Annotated in this window: 15 protein-coding genes and 1 pseudogene; 3 read left to right on the top strand and 13 right to left on the bottom strand. The window is 48.4% G+C overall.

All coding sequences use genetic code 11. The annotated features are described in order from the left end of the window. Positions 1–222 precede the first annotated feature (222 nt). Positions 223–1011: a hypothetical protein gene (locus tag OXH39_09890; GenBank protein MCY3550754.1), complete on the top strand. Its 789-nt coding sequence runs from the start codon at positions 223–225 to the stop codon at positions 1009–1011. 7 nt (positions 1012–1018) lie between these two features. Here OXH39_09890 and OXH39_09885 read toward each other — a convergent pair whose 3' ends face one another. The 8 genes from OXH39_09885 to OXH39_09850 all read right to left on the bottom strand — a co-directional run bounded on the left by OXH39_09885 (position 1019) and on the right by OXH39_09850 (position 10028). Next, positions 1019–1510: a hypothetical protein gene (locus OXH39_09885; protein MCY3550753.1), complete on the bottom strand. Its 492-nt coding sequence runs from the start codon at positions 1508–1510 to the stop codon at positions 1019–1021. Continuing rightward, positions 1503–2387 carry a phytanoyl-CoA dioxygenase family protein gene (locus tag OXH39_09880; protein ID MCY3550752.1) on the bottom strand — a complete coding sequence of 295 codons (885 nt, stop codon included), beginning with the start codon at positions 2385–2387 and terminating at the stop codon, positions 1503–1505. Before OXH39_09880 ends, OXH39_09885 begins: the two co-directional genes overlap by 8 nt. An 8-nt stretch (positions 2388–2395) precedes the next feature. Further along, on the bottom strand, positions 2396–2815 hold the full coding sequence (locus OXH39_09875) for a VOC family protein (GenBank protein ID MCY3550751.1): 420 nt from the start codon (positions 2813–2815) through the stop codon (positions 2396–2398). A 72-nt stretch (positions 2816–2887) separates the two neighbouring features. After that, a complete protein-coding gene (locus OXH39_09870; protein ID MCY3550750.1) occupies positions 2888–4750 on the bottom strand; it encodes an MBL fold metallo-hydrolase in 1863 nt (620 codons plus the stop codon). A 27-nt stretch (positions 4751–4777) separates the two neighbouring features. Then, on the bottom strand, positions 4778–6190 hold the full coding sequence (locus OXH39_09865) for a lectin-like protein (protein ID MCY3550749.1): 1413 nt from the start codon (positions 6188–6190) through the stop codon (positions 4778–4780). A 596-nt stretch (positions 6191–6786) separates the two neighbouring features. Continuing rightward, a complete protein-coding gene (locus OXH39_09860; GenBank protein MCY3550748.1) occupies positions 6787–8028 on the bottom strand; it encodes a lectin-like protein in 1242 nt (413 codons plus the stop codon). 274 nt (positions 8029–8302) lie between these two features. Beyond that, positions 8303–9691: a sulfatase gene (locus tag OXH39_09855; GenBank protein ID MCY3550747.1), complete on the bottom strand. Its 1389-nt coding sequence runs from the start codon at positions 9689–9691 to the stop codon at positions 8303–8305. A gap of 25 nt (positions 9692–9716) precedes the next feature. Next, positions 9717–10028, bottom strand: a complete 312-nt coding sequence (locus tag OXH39_09850; GenBank protein MCY3550746.1) for a Dabb family protein — start codon at positions 10026–10028, stop codon at positions 9717–9719. 139 nt (positions 10029–10167) lie between these two features. Here OXH39_09850 and OXH39_09845 point away from each other — a divergent pair, with 139 nt between their 5' ends. Both OXH39_09845 and OXH39_09840 read left to right on the top strand, forming a co-directional pair. Beyond that, the gene (locus OXH39_09845; GenBank protein ID MCY3550745.1) at positions 10168–10755 is read left to right on the top strand and encodes a hypothetical protein; all 588 of its coding nucleotides are present in this window, start codon (positions 10168–10170) and stop codon (positions 10753–10755) included. A gap of 650 nt (positions 10756–11405) precedes the next feature. After that, entirely contained in the window at positions 11406–13457 is a 2052-nt protein-coding gene (locus tag OXH39_09840) for a WD40 repeat domain-containing protein (protein MCY3550744.1), read from the top strand. Between the two features lie 57 nt (positions 13458–13514). Here OXH39_09840 and OXH39_09835 read toward each other — a convergent pair whose 3' ends face one another. The 5 genes and pseudogenes from OXH39_09835 to OXH39_09815 all read right to left on the bottom strand — a co-directional run. Further along, positions 13515–13805 (bottom strand): hypothetical protein, encoded by a 291-nt coding sequence (locus tag OXH39_09835; protein ID MCY3550743.1) that lies wholly within the window; start codon positions 13803–13805, stop codon positions 13515–13517. Between the two features lie 2 nt (positions 13806–13807). Then, positions 13808–14932, bottom strand: coding sequence for a DUF362 domain-containing protein (locus OXH39_09830; protein ID MCY3550742.1), 1125 nt, complete (start codon positions 14930–14932; stop codon positions 13808–13810). Then, positions 14932–15240, bottom strand: a pseudogene (locus tag OXH39_09825) (redoxin domain-containing protein). Before OXH39_09825 ends, OXH39_09830 begins: the two are co-directional and overlap by 1 nt. A gap of 18 nt (positions 15241–15258) precedes the next feature. Continuing rightward, positions 15259–16104: a carboxypeptidase regulatory-like domain-containing protein gene (locus OXH39_09820; GenBank protein ID MCY3550741.1), complete on the bottom strand. Its 846-nt coding sequence runs from the start codon at positions 16102–16104 to the stop codon at positions 15259–15261. An 18-nt stretch (positions 16105–16122) separates the two neighbouring features. Next, positions 16123–16486: hypothetical protein (locus tag OXH39_09815; protein MCY3550740.1), on the bottom strand; the 364-nt coding region annotated here is incomplete at its 5' end.

Raw genomic sequence — 16486 nt, 5'->3', positions numbered from 1 at the left:
ATGTGCTGAGAATGTGCTTGCTGGTTTGGAGGCGAAGGGGATTATTGAAGACGACGACGTGCTTTGATTTTCAACACCGCAAGAAAAATATATTTGACTTTTTTTACAAACATGTTAACATATTGGTAAATGGGGTCGGCAGCATTCATGACATAAAAAGGGCAGTGAATTTTTATGTCTTGGAACACAGTTTTCCATCGCATCAAAAGGAGGTTTCAAGAAATGGAAAAGGTTACAATAAAGCGTCAATTTCATACCATTTCGGTGTGTTTTTTGTGTTTTCTCCTTACTGTAGTGACGTTCTCTGTTACATCAATAGCTGCGAAAACAAAAAAAGTCCTAATATTAGGAGACAACGTAACCAAGGTTGAAGCAGCAACTATTCGTAAAAATGTGAAAAAAGTTCAGAATTTTACCTTTGATTACGAGGTTACGAAAGATTCAAAACTCGCGAAAGCGAATGCTACTGACTTTGATATCCTCTGGCTTGGGCAAGGTGAGATTTGCGAAGGTGGATGGCGTTTCACTGACCAGGGATCAGATGCCGTTTTAGCGTTTGTTGAGGAGGGCGGGATTTGCATTAACGTTGAGCAGGACCACGATGATGCTGTAGGGTGTCCAACCCCTTGGCTCCCCAAACCACTAAACGGTGATGAAACCGATAGGACACTGAATTTTGAACCGACAAAAGCACCAGAGGTTGGGACGCTTTTCACCAAGCCAAACAAGATAGAAGAGATTGTGACGGATGATAAATGGCACAACCCCGATCGCGCGTATATTCCACTCGCGACAGTCGGTAAGCATCTCATTGTTGCACTTCTATATCATGGTGATGGCGCATATATCATCACAGCGATGCAAAATGAAGATCAGGGGAGGGTCGATACGAATCTTCCGTTTATTGAAAACCTGTTGTTTTATGCCGCTACCCTTCAGGATGAAATTCTTGCAGTTGAACCGCACCACAAACTTGTTATGACATGGGCGCAACTCAAAATGAATCAATAATCTACACCTACGGTGATGGTATTGTGGAATCGACATTTAGGGGTCTCTCGATTAACACGACGGGTGCCTGACAACAATCACAATTCCCCGGTGCAACCGTGCGGATGTAGCATGTATCGCAGTAGTAATAGAGCTCGTGTACTACACCATCTTTAATAGAGGCAAACCGAGTGATCTCCAGCAACTGCGTTTTGGGAAAGACCCGACCGTTGATGATTAAGTCTTTCTCACGCAGCCGCTCGTCAACAAATAACGCCTCCGCTAACGATGTGCGCAGAAGCGTGTAGTATTTACCATCTTCGGTCTTGACACCGTACAGATGGTCATGGGTTTTAAAGAGTTCTACGTTATAATGCGTGTGCATCTCCTCTGCCAAGCAGACGACGGTGCCCTTGAGTTCAACCTCCGCTGGTTTCGGAGTTTCGGTTGGCGGTGTGGCACCACCCATGAACAGAATCAATATGAGAAAACACGGGAGCAATTGTTGGAAATTACGCATCGTTATTCTCCTCTTTTGCCCATCGATTTGGACCGGGACCGGGTTGATGTTCATCGCGAACCCGTTTGAATTCCTCTGGTGCTGTGACAACATCTTCAGGGTGCAGCCGACTCCGTGCAAGAAAACCTGCTTCGGGTTGATAACCTGTCGGTTTTGCCGCGTCCTGATAGCGGGAATCGACGCTCCATCTGACCTGATTGCTGACGTTCGGGATGGAACGGTGCGGCGTGAGATTGGTAAACAGAAGGACACTGCCAAACTTGACAGGAACTACTACTGGCTCGACTTCGGGCAATGCATCATCGGGTATTTCAAGATAAAAACGTTCAGAGTGCTGATGTCGGAACACACCATCCCGATGGGCGTGTGGGATGACTTCCATACAGCCGTTCTCAACAGTGGCATCTATCAGTGGAATCCAGATCGTGAGCTGCAAGACTGAATCACATTTCGGCTCCATATAGCCAGCGTCTTGATGCCATGGAACGAGGGTTCGATCGTGCTCAGGAAGCTTGGGGCGCACCCGGTATGCGGGATGACACATAATCTCTGGTCCGACAAGCGACTCGGCGATGTCAAGCAATTTGGGATTGATGAGCAGATCGAAGAGTGCCGGTCCCGTGTGCGCACCGCTAAACACCTTCTGAAATACGACTGGAGATTGCGCCGTAATTTTCGCCAAACGGGTGTCAAACCCTTCTCCCTTGAATTCAGAGTCTAACTCACCTTCTGCATAGAGATCCGATGCCCCAGCGTCAACAATTTCTTCAAACTCCGTGATGAGTGGATTTAGATCGTCAGGCGCAAGCGCGTCTTCGAGTAATAGATAGCCGTTTTCGTTAAAATCGTGGATTTGGGAATCAGTTAAGGTTTTCATAACACCCCTTATATTTCGACGAGTTCAATCAGAATGCCATCGGGATCCTTCGCACATGCAACGCCTGCTGCGTCTGGTGCGCTGATGGGTTCAGATAGAAATTCAACACCGTTTTGTTTCAGGTTTTCGACGGTTGCTTGAATATCCTCTACAAAAAAGGTAAGCCAGCGGACACCTGCCGAGAACTCACCTGTTGGTGTCGGCGGTGGCGACTCAATATCCATCAGTTTGATGAGGGTGTTCCCGGCTTGAAGGCGGACTTGGCGAAAGCCTGTCGGTGCAAGCCCTACGTCTTGTGCGAGAGCATCCAGAATCTCCAACTCTAACACGATCTCAAGTCCCAACTTGTTATGATAGAAGTCCAGCGACGCTGCAAAATCGCTACAGGTAATAGCGATGTCAATAGTGGGATGCGATAAGTTTAACACAAGTTTTAACTCCCGTTGTTACGGCATAACGGCGTATGCCTACTACCAGTAAGAACAGTTTAGCACAAGTTTCTAACTCCCGTTGTTACGGCATAACGGCGTATGCCTACTACCAGTAAGAACAAAGATGGCTTCTCGAAATTGACTGAGTGGACGTGTGTCATAAGTGATGTCCACAGGCACGACAATTCGTCCAACTGCTTCACAGTCTTGTGGAATGGCAATGGAAAAATCGATGTGTCCATCCGTCCTTGGTGGAATAGTTGTTTCCATTTCAGGGACCTCTACACCCCACGATACTGGCAGAACAGGTTGAGCAATTGCCGTACGCGGTTCAAACGAATGGTTTGTTATCTCCACACGCAACTGCGCCGTTTCTCCGAGTCCGACCTCCTGTTCATAAGGATAACAACGGATCCAATGTTCGTCCATTCCGTAGTTGGCGTGGTCCCAAGGGAAAAGTTCGGTATAGCATTTTTCACGTTCGGCGAGTGTGTCCAGCATACACTGAATCTCAGCATCGGTAAAATCGAACGCTGGATTGACATGGCAATTAAAGATATGCGTCGGTTTGAGTTGCTGAATCAATCGCAAGCATTTTTCGTAACCGACATCCTTGCCGAGTAGATTCCGATTGCCTGAGCAGTAGTCGTCAATGCCCGCCATTGTGAAGGAATCCCCCGCAAAGAACATCCGTACGCCACGTCCCTCAACAAGCAATCCACCGTGATAATAGGTCTGCCCCGGGAAATGGTATGCTGTCATTGTGAACTCGTTCCACTGCCAGGTATCGCCGTCCTGCGTGATGCGGTCTACTCGGGTAACCGCAGGCGAAATACAAGGGAGTCGGAAACCGATTGGATCTGTGATGACTCGTGCAACAACCGAATCCGTTATCGTTTCACACGGAAAAGTCTCTTGAAATTCGGGGATAGCGTTAACGTGGTCATCGTGGTAGTGTGTCACCCAAAATTGGGTTACCGTTGAAATATCGCGTTCCGCTTGCAACTGCTGAATTTGCTTGATGACATGCGGCGAACCGCAATCCATCACAAACGCTTCACCGTTTTCGGAAATGACAATCCATGTTGTGCCGAAATGGCGTAGGAATTCGGGTGGTGGCGTGCCTTCCCGGATAGGCATGTGCCCCGGATGTCCCTCAAATTCGGCAAAGAGTTGTGGGAAATAGTGTCGCAGGGCAGAGATTGACACATATTTATCGTAGCAGTATGCTAACTGATGAAGGAGGGCATCGATTGCTTTGTCTGGGTCATTCATGACAACACCGTGCGTGGGGATAAGTGCGGCTGGTGATGCACAGCGAATTTTCTCAAGGCTCTCCGTCAGTTCATCGCGCGCACCGAGAAATCCGTGATAATCGCTTGTTTGTTGCCCCTTCTGTAAACTATAGAGTTCCCACACCTTACCCTCGTCGTAGATGAGGTCACCAGAGAAAGCGAAGCGTTCATCATCAACATCAATGAGATAGGTAACACTCCCATCGGTATGCCCTGGCGTTTCAAGGACTTGTAGGGATGCCGGACCCCACTCGATCTGCGCGCCTTCGGTGTATGCATCCGTTACGGAGATCGCGTCAGCAAGCATGAGGTTATGCGGGTGATAGTTGTAGAGATGCCAACGGTATTTCGGGTCGTTCCAAAAGGTTTCGACTTCGCTAAACCATGTTGCCTCTTTCGCTGGAACGCCGATGCGAGCATTATTAGATATTGGAAAGCCTGTTGTACTATCGCGATGGTGATGCGTAAAGAGGATCTGCTCAACATTCGCAATGCCGAGTTCCGAGAGCGTAGCCTGTAGGGTAGTTCCACTCGGATCGATGAGGAGTGCGCGGTCTCCATCGCGGAGAATACCCGTGTTGACCTGTCCGTGATGGACATATAGGTGTTGGCTGAGTTGGGAAAAGTGGGTCTCCATTCTTTTTAATTTTCCTTGTACTTTGGATTACATACCGTCTTTCTCAATGATTGCCATCTGTACTCTGCCGTGGCGGTGGTCACCTTTTGAATCCGCTGGATACCATTTCCCGACCTCTTCATCCCAACGAGAGGACATGATGACGTAATCTTCCTCATCTGCCCTTCGGCGTTGGCGACGATCTTTGGCACCGAATAGCTTGAGAAGCGCAGGCGGTTCACCTAAAATGTCTTCTTCCACCTCTCCCCAGTTGGTGTATGTGACAAGTTCTCCGGTCTCCCACGACCACTCACCCTCTTTTAAAAGATCGGTCAAACCGATCCAATACGGACCGTCCACAAAAATGGCTTCAAGCCATATCTGCTCCGCCTCACTCGTAATCGTAGCGAGATGAGCGTCTTCGTCAGCAGCCTGAGCACGTGCATCCTCCCAGTTATCGCAGGCAATCCACTTGTAAGCGTGTCCATTCGTCGGATTCACTATCCACATACCCAGAATATCTGGCATACCATATCGCCGCTCTTCGGAACTCCCAGATGGAGACTCGGAAAGATCAGCAGGAGTGCCATTAAGCCTTAAAACCACCGGTTCATGCGGTTTGCGTGCTTCAACAGTAAAAGGTGCTGACATCGCCGAAAGTCCGCGATGGTCAACGGACAACGCGTAGGTTCCAGGAACGTATATAGCCGACACGAAGTTCCCATCTGCATCCGTATGTAAGGAACGCTTGAAGGCTGAACCATGTGTCCTATCTAAGTCCAAGTGACCAATGTTAATTTGAACAGTCGTGTCGGCAAGTGGTTCACCGTTCTTAAAGACAAGCCTACCTTGGATTCTCAGTTTCGGTCGGGTGTCCATGACAACTTCTACGTTTTTGATGTCTGAACTGGGTTTGATAGCAAAAGTGACCGCCCCGATCGGTGGAAAGAAAGAGAATTCATGCGGATGAAACGTTACTTCTCCGAATTTAATGGTCTGAATCTCAGGCGCTGGCTTAAGGTTTTGAGGCGTTGCGCGTGGCGACTCCGGATCTTTTTCCTTCGGCAGGACCATTAACTGCACCATCCCTGTAGCGATGCCGGTGAAAGTGAATTGACCTTCCGAATCCGTTTTCGATTTTAAAAAAGGTGGATGTTCCGGTATCTCATCTTGATTAGGGACCTTTTCGTTAAATTGACGCGGTCTATGGACTGGTTCCTGACGGAGAAAAGGGTACTGCGATCTGTCAAACAGGGTGTCTACCGCCCCATTTTCAGCAATTTTGACGTACAATAGTGCGACAGATGCTTCGGCAAGCGGTTCACCTTCCGTACTGATAACGCGTCCAGATAAGGTTGATGGCTGTTCCTTGGCAGCGCTTTGGTATTCCACGGCAAGCCCTAACACAATAACTGCCACTAACATTGTAAAAATCGATTTGGTGAAAAGGAAACGAATCATAGCAGATACCTCTTTACAAAGATGAAGATTAATTTTTTAATTCGGTAATGTCGGTGTTCATCGTCTGAAGCAGGATAACCCCCCTGTATCCCCCCTTATCAGGGGGGCAGGATTCCAAGGATTCACAGGATTAGGGAGTCTTCTTGAGTGAAAACTGTGCTTTATAGAATTACCGAAATATTTTCTCCAGGCCCGGTAGATGCGGTTTTGCGGCGTACTCGCCCAAATGCGACCTGCATTCCTAACCGCACCATAGGTGTCAATTTAGGGGTTTTGCAGGGCATTTTATAGGGTATCTCTTCAAATGCCGCCCCTACGGGGCTTAGGTCTGTGAGGTTCCGTTTTTCTACAGAGATACCATCCCTACGGGATTCAAGAGGTTTTTGAAGTCTTCAAGGTTTCTGTGTAGAACTCGGTTCGGTTAGGAAACCGAACCTACCAGACTGGATTTGCGACAGTTGTTTTTTCTTAAATTGACACTTATGATGCGGTTTCCTAACCGCACCGGTTTTCCGAAAAATTACCGAATTAATTATTTAATCTTCATCAAACCTCGCCAGCGAAGTGGGCTGAGTTAGATAGTGACTGTGCAGGATTTACTGTGGTGCGGATGTATACGCTTTTTCGAGAATTGCGTGTTTAACTATAGGCAAGAACGGACTTTTAGAGCCAATTGCCCTCCATCTCTTTGAAAAGAATTCCATAGCGACTGGGTGTTCATTGTCCTCGGTGGACACACTCTCCGGTTCCTGGGAGGCTATCCAATTCGTATAAGAGAGAGATTCACCGTTGCTCCACTGCCATGCTGTCCCTTTTTCTGGAAAATGCAGCCCGATCCAAAAAAACGTTTTCTCTGGATAAAGTGCCTCCAGCCATTTCTGCTCCGCTTCGTCGTTAATGGCAACGAGATATGCATTCTCGGCTGCTGCCTTGGTTTTCGCGTCTTCCCAACTGTCGCACTTTATTCTCTTGTAAGCGTGATTATTTTCGGGATTCACTACCCACACCGCTTGTCGCGCTTTCTCTCTTTCACTGCGCCAGGCTTGGTGTGCTTCTAAGTCTCTGAGGACTAAAACGAGGTCGTCGTACCGCTCTCCCTCTTTAAGACGAAACCATCTTGACTTTGCGGACGCACCTTCATATTTTACTATCACCGAGTATTCTGAAGCCTCATCCGGATAATATGATACGAAATAACCTTCGGCATCAGTTCTAACACCTCTTCCTGAGTGTCCAGCACTGCCACCGCTTGGCAAGATAAAAAGGAAAGTATCTCGTTGCCGCCGTCGGACGGTAAGGCTAACGTCTGTATTGGCGAGTGGCGTTCTATCCTTTAGAAGCACTCGTCCGCGAATTCGCATCCGAGGCGGTTTCACGTTGACGACCACGCCTTCGAGATGTGTGCCCGGTTCAATGGCGAAGGTGGGTCTACCAAACCAGGTCCTAAAGTTCTGAAGGAAGCCCGTAGAATAGAAGGTTAAATCCCCAATTTCAAGGGAGATAATCTCAAAATCCGAAGCACTTTCAGGAAACATCACAAATTGTGATGAAACTGGGTCTATATCAGGAAAAAAGAAACGTCCTGCGTTATCGGTTACCACGCGCGACCAGGACGAAAAAGGCGTGCGCGGCACCATGTCCCTCGGTTCCTTAATCTCAACGGGTTTAATAGCCAACGCAAGTCCCGCAACTGGCTTTCCATCTGGATCTACAACGCGACCGGAAAGGCTGGATTTACCGTCTTGGGCAATACTACTATCCCAAGAAAACACGAGGGCAAGCACAACAATACCAACGAAAATCACAAGATGGAATTTACTGAAGCGTGAAAGGCGCATAAGTTAAGCTCCCTTAACCTGAGAAAGATAGTTGCCACCTATTATAGACATAGCACTCCTACGGAGTGCAATCGCGTAAATACGCCATTTCCTATTCTCACTGCGAAGCAATAACACCCCTACGGGGTGGGGAAAGAGATGAAAACCCTTTCTGAAATGTGAAAAACCTGTTAGTAGCAACTTGGGTTATATAGTAAAACCCGTAATTACCTATACACCAACACAAGGGCGAGGATACAATCCTCGCCAGCGGTCACGTGAGAGATACCTAAGACTACGCTTCTGCGAACTGCGGTCTACCGAGAGCATCCGTTCTGCCCTGACGTTTATAGTGTGGGAGATGCCCGCCTGCATCCGCCAAGATCCGCTCTTGCGCGAGCGCAATCCGATCAGCCCCCTTGTCGGCGATGTTATGCTGACAGTCGATGTCTGCTTCAAGGTCAAACAGTCGTATATCGTCATTAAAATCGACGCTGGAGAAGTACCAACTCTTCGCGTCTTTATACCAAACAGAGTTGACATAGCGACAGGTCAAGTATTCACGCGATTCAAAACCGCTTTTCCCTTCCACAAGCGGAAGTAAATTCTGTCCCTGAATCTCGCCAGCAGGTTCAACTTGGCTGGCTGCCATGACGGTGGCAGGCACATCAAGCGTATAGACGAATTCATCACACGTCGTACCGGCGTTAGCACCTGACGGATGGCTAACTATCAAAGGGATGTCCATCGTGCCGGGGTACATGAAGTTTGCCGGTTTGCCGGTGGCTTTGTCTGGATTCTCCGCGAAGTTTGTGCCGTGGTCTGCGAGGAAAATGATGAGTGTATTTTCACGCAGTCCAAGCCGATCGATGGTATCTACCAACCTTCCGAACCATGTATCTACGAGCGTTACCAAACCGGCGTAGTTTGCTTTAACGCTCGGCAATCGTTCCTCAAGTTCTTCATCTTTAAGCGAACCGTAGGGCAGATTGAGACAGATAGGTTCTCGGTCTTCGCGCTTACCGTAGAGATCGTAGTAGTGGATAGGTGCTTCCCACGTTTCATGCGGTGTGAATCCATCAACGTAGAGGTAAAACGGTGTGTTTTGATGGTTATGTTCAACAAACTCAATTGCAGAACGGAACAGTCGGGCTGTGGGCCATGTTTCCTCTGGACGTTCGGGTTGGACGTTCACAATATGCGCACGGATACGGTCGGGGTTCCCTCGGTAGCGGGAAATCAGTGATGGATCGGCGTGCGCGCCACCGCGGTATCTGTCCTCGGCTTGACCTCGGACGAATTCCCACTGCCGGAAGCCGCGCGTGAAATTCATGCCCGGCACGAAATAGTGCGGTACATCGGCAAAGAAACCGGTATGATACCCGTTTTGGACAAGTGATTCAGCGATTGCGGGTTCATCGGAAGACATCGGCTGCCAACCGGGTGTATAGACGTTATCCCACGGCACAGGCGTATAAGTGCTGAACGGATAGGCACGTCTACCGGTGTGTAAGGTGCGGCGCGTCGGAATGGTCGGCAAGCATTCCGGATGTGCGTTCGTAAATTTGACGCTCTGCTCGGCAAAGCGTGCTAATTTGGGTGTCTGAATCCAATCGTTGCCGTAAGGACTGAGATATGCGGTTCGTAATGTATCTGAAACAACGACGACTATATTCCAACTCATATTTTTAATTTTCCTTGCGGTTCGGTTAGGTGTTGATCGGGGCGGAATAATCGAAAACAAGTACATCTTCAACAAGCGGACGGATGTGCTCACTTGCGACTTGACGGTGAAAAGGGTGCGGTAGATATGCGTCGCGTGCGGCTTCGTCTGTAAAACGGACGATAAAACCATACCCATACCCTTGGCTTTTGCCTTCAGGACTGTTGTTCGTGCCAGCAGTTATGGATTCAATGCCGCGGATTTCGTCAGCCATTCCTAACAGGGCATCGGATAAGGTTTCCAGCTGCGCTTCGGTAACCTCCGACTTTAACTTGAGTAGGACAATGTGTTCAACCATCGGATTTCCTTCTTCCAGTGCGAAAATTTGTTCTGGTAAATTGGAAAAAATTGTTGTATAATCATAAGTATGACACAGATGTTGTTTTTTTTCAAGTTTTCGATGAGGCTTATAAACCAAACGATAAAGGAGTACTAAAGTGAAACTAACGTATGTTTGTATCGCTGCGCTCTTCATCGCAGTAGCGTTTATCGCTGTCGCGGATCAGGTGCAAGTCACGGAAATAAAGGATAACAAGAACGGTGTCTATAAAGCCGTCGAGTTAGAGGAAGGCGGGAAATTTTTCCACGATAGGGACTACACGATCACGAATATCCCAAAAGAATTTCAAGGATTAACGCAGGTGTCCACGTCAGCGGACTGCCCCGGCGGACAGGAGTATCGGTTGACATTTAACATCGACCGACCGGCTTATGTCTACCAAGCATGGGACAGCCGACATAAACGTCCGGAAGATCGCGGACAAGATCCGAAAGGCTGGTTTACAAAGGGATACACGGATACTGAAGAAACGCTGGTTCTTGATGCGCCACACCCACCCGTCGAGTATTTTATCTACAAATCCAATGAACCGTTCCCGGAGGGAGAAGTGGAATTGCTGGGTATTGATGAGGTGATCGGGGATCCAGTTATCATGTGGACAATCTTCGTTGAAGAAGGCGTACTTCCCGTTGATCCGGCTGGAAGTCTCACGACAACGTGGGGTGAAATCAAATCTGATCAGTAGCATTTTCATTCAAACCGAATTCTATCACAGGCGGGTTTATCAGCCCGCCTTTTCATTAATCTGCAGACTTTGTAGCAACAGACGCTATACACACCTAAGTTGCGACCTGTTTGTGCACATAGCAAGCCGAAGAAAGTGCAAGAAGTTGTAGACCCCGGTTTCTATAGATATACCACCCCTCATGAAGATTAAGAATTTAATCGGGTAATGTATGTGTTGCCCTATACGCCGTTTGCTATGGGGACCCCAGTCAGAAGCAGGATTCACAGGATTATGGAGTCTTCTTGATTGAAAACTGTGCTTTATAGAATTACTCAAATATTTTATTCTACTAAAGTTTGGACGATATTTCACGGGTTTTCATGTGAGACTTCTATACAGATGCCGCCCCTACGGGGCTTGATTTATGGGATCCACGCTTTTCTATAGAGATACCATCCCTACGGGATTCAAGAGGGTTTTGGAGTTTTCAAGGTTGTTGTGTAAAATCCGGTGCGGTTAGGAAACCACACTTACCGAGTTTGGAGGAACATAGAATTACCCAAGTATTTTTTTAAATCTCATCTGGGGTGGGGAAAATACCGAAACCCCTCGTTGAAACGTTCACAATTTGTTAGTAGCAACTTGGGTTATACAAGTACATCATGAAAATGAAACGCCTACTCCTCACCACTTTTCTATCAATTGCCGCGATGCTCTCTACCAGTTTCGCACAAGATAATACAAAAATCGGGTTACCTGAAGGTGCGATCGCACGTCTCGGAAAAGGTGGTATTAATCTGATGCGGTTTTCGCCTGATGGCACCCGTCTTGTAGTCGGAACAGATGTCGGCGTGTGGGTATACGATGTAACCGATGGAAAGGAAACCGCCCTATTTACGGGACATAAAAGACAAGTCAACGCGCTGGCGTTCTCGCCAGATGGAAAGATTCTCGTTAGCAGTGGGTTTAATAATCCTATTATTCAGTCATGGGATTTGGAAACCGGAAGGAAACTTTCAACCCTCACATTAAACGACAACCGCCCGCCACTGGTGTTAGCACTGGCATTCTATGGCAAAACACTCATCAGTCTTGACAGAGGTGAAATCACGTATTGGAATGTAGACACCGGTAAAAAATTGGCAGATGTAGATAAGAACATGCAGTCATACGCGGTAGTGACAGCCTCTAAAGACGGTAGCACGTTCGCAGTTGGGGATAGAGACGGCGAAATCCACTTATGGGACGTAACTACAGACAGTCAATCGGTATCCTTCAATGCCTATTCACCAGATCCTGCCGAGAAGCCAGAAGTCATTCGAGTACCCGCGCCTCCGCCACGTCCGCCGAAAGACGACATCCAGGCACTTGCGTTTTCGCCTGATGGGAAAATTCTCGCAAGCACGATTGAGCGGAACAAGACGGTACAGTTGTGGGATACCGAGGACCATACCAAACTCGCGACACTCCAAGGGCATATAGGTTGGGTGACTACCCTTGCATTCTCCGAAGATGGCAAAACGCTCGCCAGTGGAGACGCGGATAAGATTATTAAACTCTGGGATGTCAGCACCAAAAGGGAACGCGCAACACTTGAAGGACATAAAAACACGATCAATGCGCTGGCTTTCGCCCCCGATGGACCTCCTCCTTATGGTGGATGCCTCGCCAGCGGGAGTGCTGATGGCACAATTCGGTTCTGGAACCCAGGCACCGGCAAGGAAATCACAACTTTTACAGCGGGACATACAGAGTGGGTGAAAGCCGTCGCGTTTTCCAAAAATGGAGCGACACTCGCGACTGCCACATTTAATGGGACTGTTGATATATGGAGTCTAAAGACTCGGCAGGAATTGACTACATTCACCGCTGGACAGTGTGACGCGGCTATTGCAGTCGCACTTTCATCAGACGCTACACGCTTTGCCAGTCAAGGTAGCGACGGTTTAATTGTGTTCAATTCAGATGGCTTCGGATCGAGTAGTAGTACACGAAATTTTGACACAATTCGAGTATGGGAGATCGGCACAGGTGAGGAAATTCTGGGACCTTGGCAAAACGGTGCAAACACTTCAAATATGTCAACAGGAATGGAGCCACTCATATTCTCACCAGATAATAAAATACTGGCTGCTCGCGAACATCAAGGGATTCGAGCGTGGGATGTGAACATCGGCGTTGAGTTGCTCTGGTTTAACACCGAAGGACCGTTCCCCATGAAATTGGTATTTTCACCTAATGGCACCCTGCTTGCCACGAGCGGTTTTTTCGGCACGCCACAAGCGTGGGATATTACGACACAGACTGAAACCGTGCTACCCAACATTAAAAATACCAGTGCCTTAACTTTTTCACCCGATAACACTACTGCTGCTATAGTAAGTGATCGGGAGGTCTACCTGTGGAAATTGAATACGATAGGAAAAGATGAACCCAATGTTCTCCCCGGTCATTTGCACCCCTTTACGAACATATTGGCGTTCTCATCTGATGGGACCTTCCTTGTTGGTTCCGGAGAGGAAGGTTGGGACTTTCCAATTAAAATATGGAATGTAGAAACGAGTAATCAACTGGTGTCCCTCACTGGACATACGGAACATATAACAACGTTGATATTCTCACACGATGGGAAGACACTTGCCAGCGGTTCTGAGGATGGGACAGTGCTTCTCTGGGATTGGGACAAAGTCATCGCAAAGAAGGGACAGGGAAACAAATAACAGGTGCGGTTAGAAACCGCACCTACCTTGATTAGGGAATAGTGAAATTGAAACTTGCTAATAGATGATACACGCCCCACCGGCACAGACACTCCCTGTCTTCTGCGTCACATCACCGGCAACACTCTCTGCCTCGCCCGCTTCAAACTCGGCAACGAGCGACATCGCCTTCTCTGTCGGTTCAGATAGACTGAGTTGGAGGGTGTCGTTTTGCGTGAAAGTCACAGTGCATCCTGTCATCTGAAAAAGGACAATCGCGATGCAGAAGGCGATGACGGCACAGCGGAGTGTGTCTCCTACCTTGATGACGGCACAGCGGAGTGTGCCTACTACCTTGCAATGCTTCATTATCACACCTCAACTTTCTGAAGATCCACTTGATCTAACGTATTCGTACCTAAACCGAGACCACTTGCTGTGTTGACATGGTTCGCGAGTTTAGAAACAGAATCCAATTCCATCTCCTCGCGTTTCTGGTTGATCGTTTGAAGGACCAAGACATCGAGGATAACCGGATCAGTACTGATAAAGAGACCACCGTATTTCCATGCGCTCTCAGCGTGATATGTCGGTCCCTTGTCGAACGATGCGACTAATCCATCAACGATATTGAGTACGAGCTTCTCCTTCAGTACTTTATGTTCAAGAATCTCGCCGATAGCGGGATTACAATAGATCGGTTTCCCATGGAACCGGCGTGTGTTGTCCACGCTTCCGAACGCGAGATTCTTTAAACATCCACTCACACCCGCCATCGCATGATGCTTCAAGACGGGGACGTTAATTAGCACATCAACCTCTTGCGTGACGATCCGAGAATACCGGGAACGGGTGCTTTCGTTTTCTCGACGGGTGACACTATCCTTCTCGCTTTCATAAAACACTTCGTCGTCATACCCGATCCCCTCTGTGTCAGAGGCGATGGTTCGCACCTCGCCATCCTCCTGCCTGATCGGGTACCCAGCGTTCAGGAGGTGGTCTTCAAAGCGGTCCCAGATAACAATTTGCTTTTTGAGGACACCCGCTCCGTATACCCCTTCAACGATCTTATCAACGATGATAGAATGTGTGCTGAGTTCCGGTCCACCGAGGGGGTTAATTTTTATACCGACAATATCATCGGGCAGCACAATATCGCGCCACGCCTCTTTCGCAGAGGCGCGTCCAGTCAACTTCATCATCGCCTGATCCATCAGTTCACTAACCGCATCTTCATCGAGGCGATCGCCATCCCAGACTTTCTTACCGATCGCCTCAATAACAGGCGTAAGGGGTCCTGTCTGCGTAGCATCGGGCTGTAATTGCCCACTACTCAGCTGCGCAAATGCTGGAAGTGTGCTAAGCGCGCCACCGATTCCGCCGACACCGGCAGCAAGCCGAGTTAAGAACTGTCGGCGGTCAAGTGCGTCTCGATGTTGTTCAGCCTCTTGGCTATCAGCAATAATGTTCGCCGTGACCTTGTCGTAAGGTTTCATCAAAGTTTACCTAATTCTGTGAGAATTTGTGCCGTCGGAACACGCACTGCCACACCATTAAGTGATTTCCAAGCGACTGTTCCATCCTTCTGAACGATATAGGCAGCAGGACGTGCTATCCTTTTGTTACCAACATCCACGACATTGTAAGCATTGATTACGTCTCTGTCCTTATCAGAAAGTACCGGGAATTCAAGCCCACTGCCCTGAACTGTCTTTTTGGTGTCGCCCTCGTCATCGGAACTGATAGCGATAAGCTCTGCACCTGCGGCTCGAATGTTCGCATAGTTTTTTTGCAACTCACCGAGTTGCCCTCGGCAGAACGGTCACCAACCGCCGCGGTAAAATATGAGCACGACATTCTCATTCCCAATAGAATCAGCGAGTGCGTGCAATTTGCCGTTCCCATCCGGTAATTCAAAGTCTGGTGCGCGGCTTCCAATACTCAAACCCTGACCCGGATCCAATCTTTCCGGTTCCGCCAGCGGTGTGAGTTCAACGACTAATTCTAACGTCTCAGCCGCGGGTATCGGATGCACTGCTACTTCTTTACCTTCATAACCCGCGTGATTAATTGTCAAGGTAAAGGCTTGTTCCACGGGAAGGTTTTCAAAAACGAAAATACCTGCCAATGTTGTTAACGTTTCGTAAACCTCTCCTGCGTTATCCGCGAGTTGAAGATTGATTCCAAGGAGTGGTTCACCGGTCAACGCGTCCGTCAGCACACCCTGTAGATGCGAGACAGGGGTTTCCAACGCGACAAGCGTCACTTTGTCGAGCGAGATGTTCTGATCTGAAATGACGGTAACGTTTAACTCTTTCGTTTGGTATCCCCTTGCTGAAATTTGGACAGTGTAGTCCCCCGGCTCAGCTTTCTGAAGGTGATACCTTCCGATCCCAAGCTGTGTTGAAGAGGAGAGGTTAGCACCAATGCTTGTTGCCTTTACGCCGTCCATTTCAAATTCAAGTTGCGCGAGGAGTTGTCCTGCTTTTCGTAAGTGCATGTAGATAGTTACGCCTTCGATTAATTCAACGTCACCACGAAACGCGCCTGTCGCTCCGGTCTCAATCGAAGCGGTATCCGTTATTTCCTCAACCGGATTTTCTGTCCCACAATTCAACCCCGCGAACAGCAGGAGTCCAAACGCGAGAAGTGCCAATATCTGTTTCATCGTTTTTCCCCTATTTACTTATTGTTGTTTGATTCTACCCCATGTCGTTGTCAATTTGTTCACAGGTTCGACAGCGGCAGCGGTTTCAACACCGTTTTCCATGAGAAATTCCATATCCTCTTCTTCCAGAGCGACATTGAAGAGGGCAACATCGTCAATGATGCCTTCAGTATACCGGTCATAGTGGCGTGCGACGTGAAATACGCCTTCACTGGTGCCGTATCCATCTTTTTTGTTGAAATCAACCTCGGCTTCCATTTTGCCATCTACCCATATCGAAGCCTTGCCAGCATCTGCATCGGCGCGTCCGGCAATGAAGTGCCATTTCTCATCGGCAATAGGTGTGGTGCCATGGGCGGGAAAACTGGTCCCGGCACTGTCG

This window comes from Candidatus Poribacteria bacterium (assembly GCA_026702755.1).
Classification (GTDB): Bacteria; Poribacteria; WGA-4E; order WGA-4E; family WGA-3G; genus WGA-3G.
This window is presented reverse-complemented; position numbering and strand designations above follow the sequence as displayed.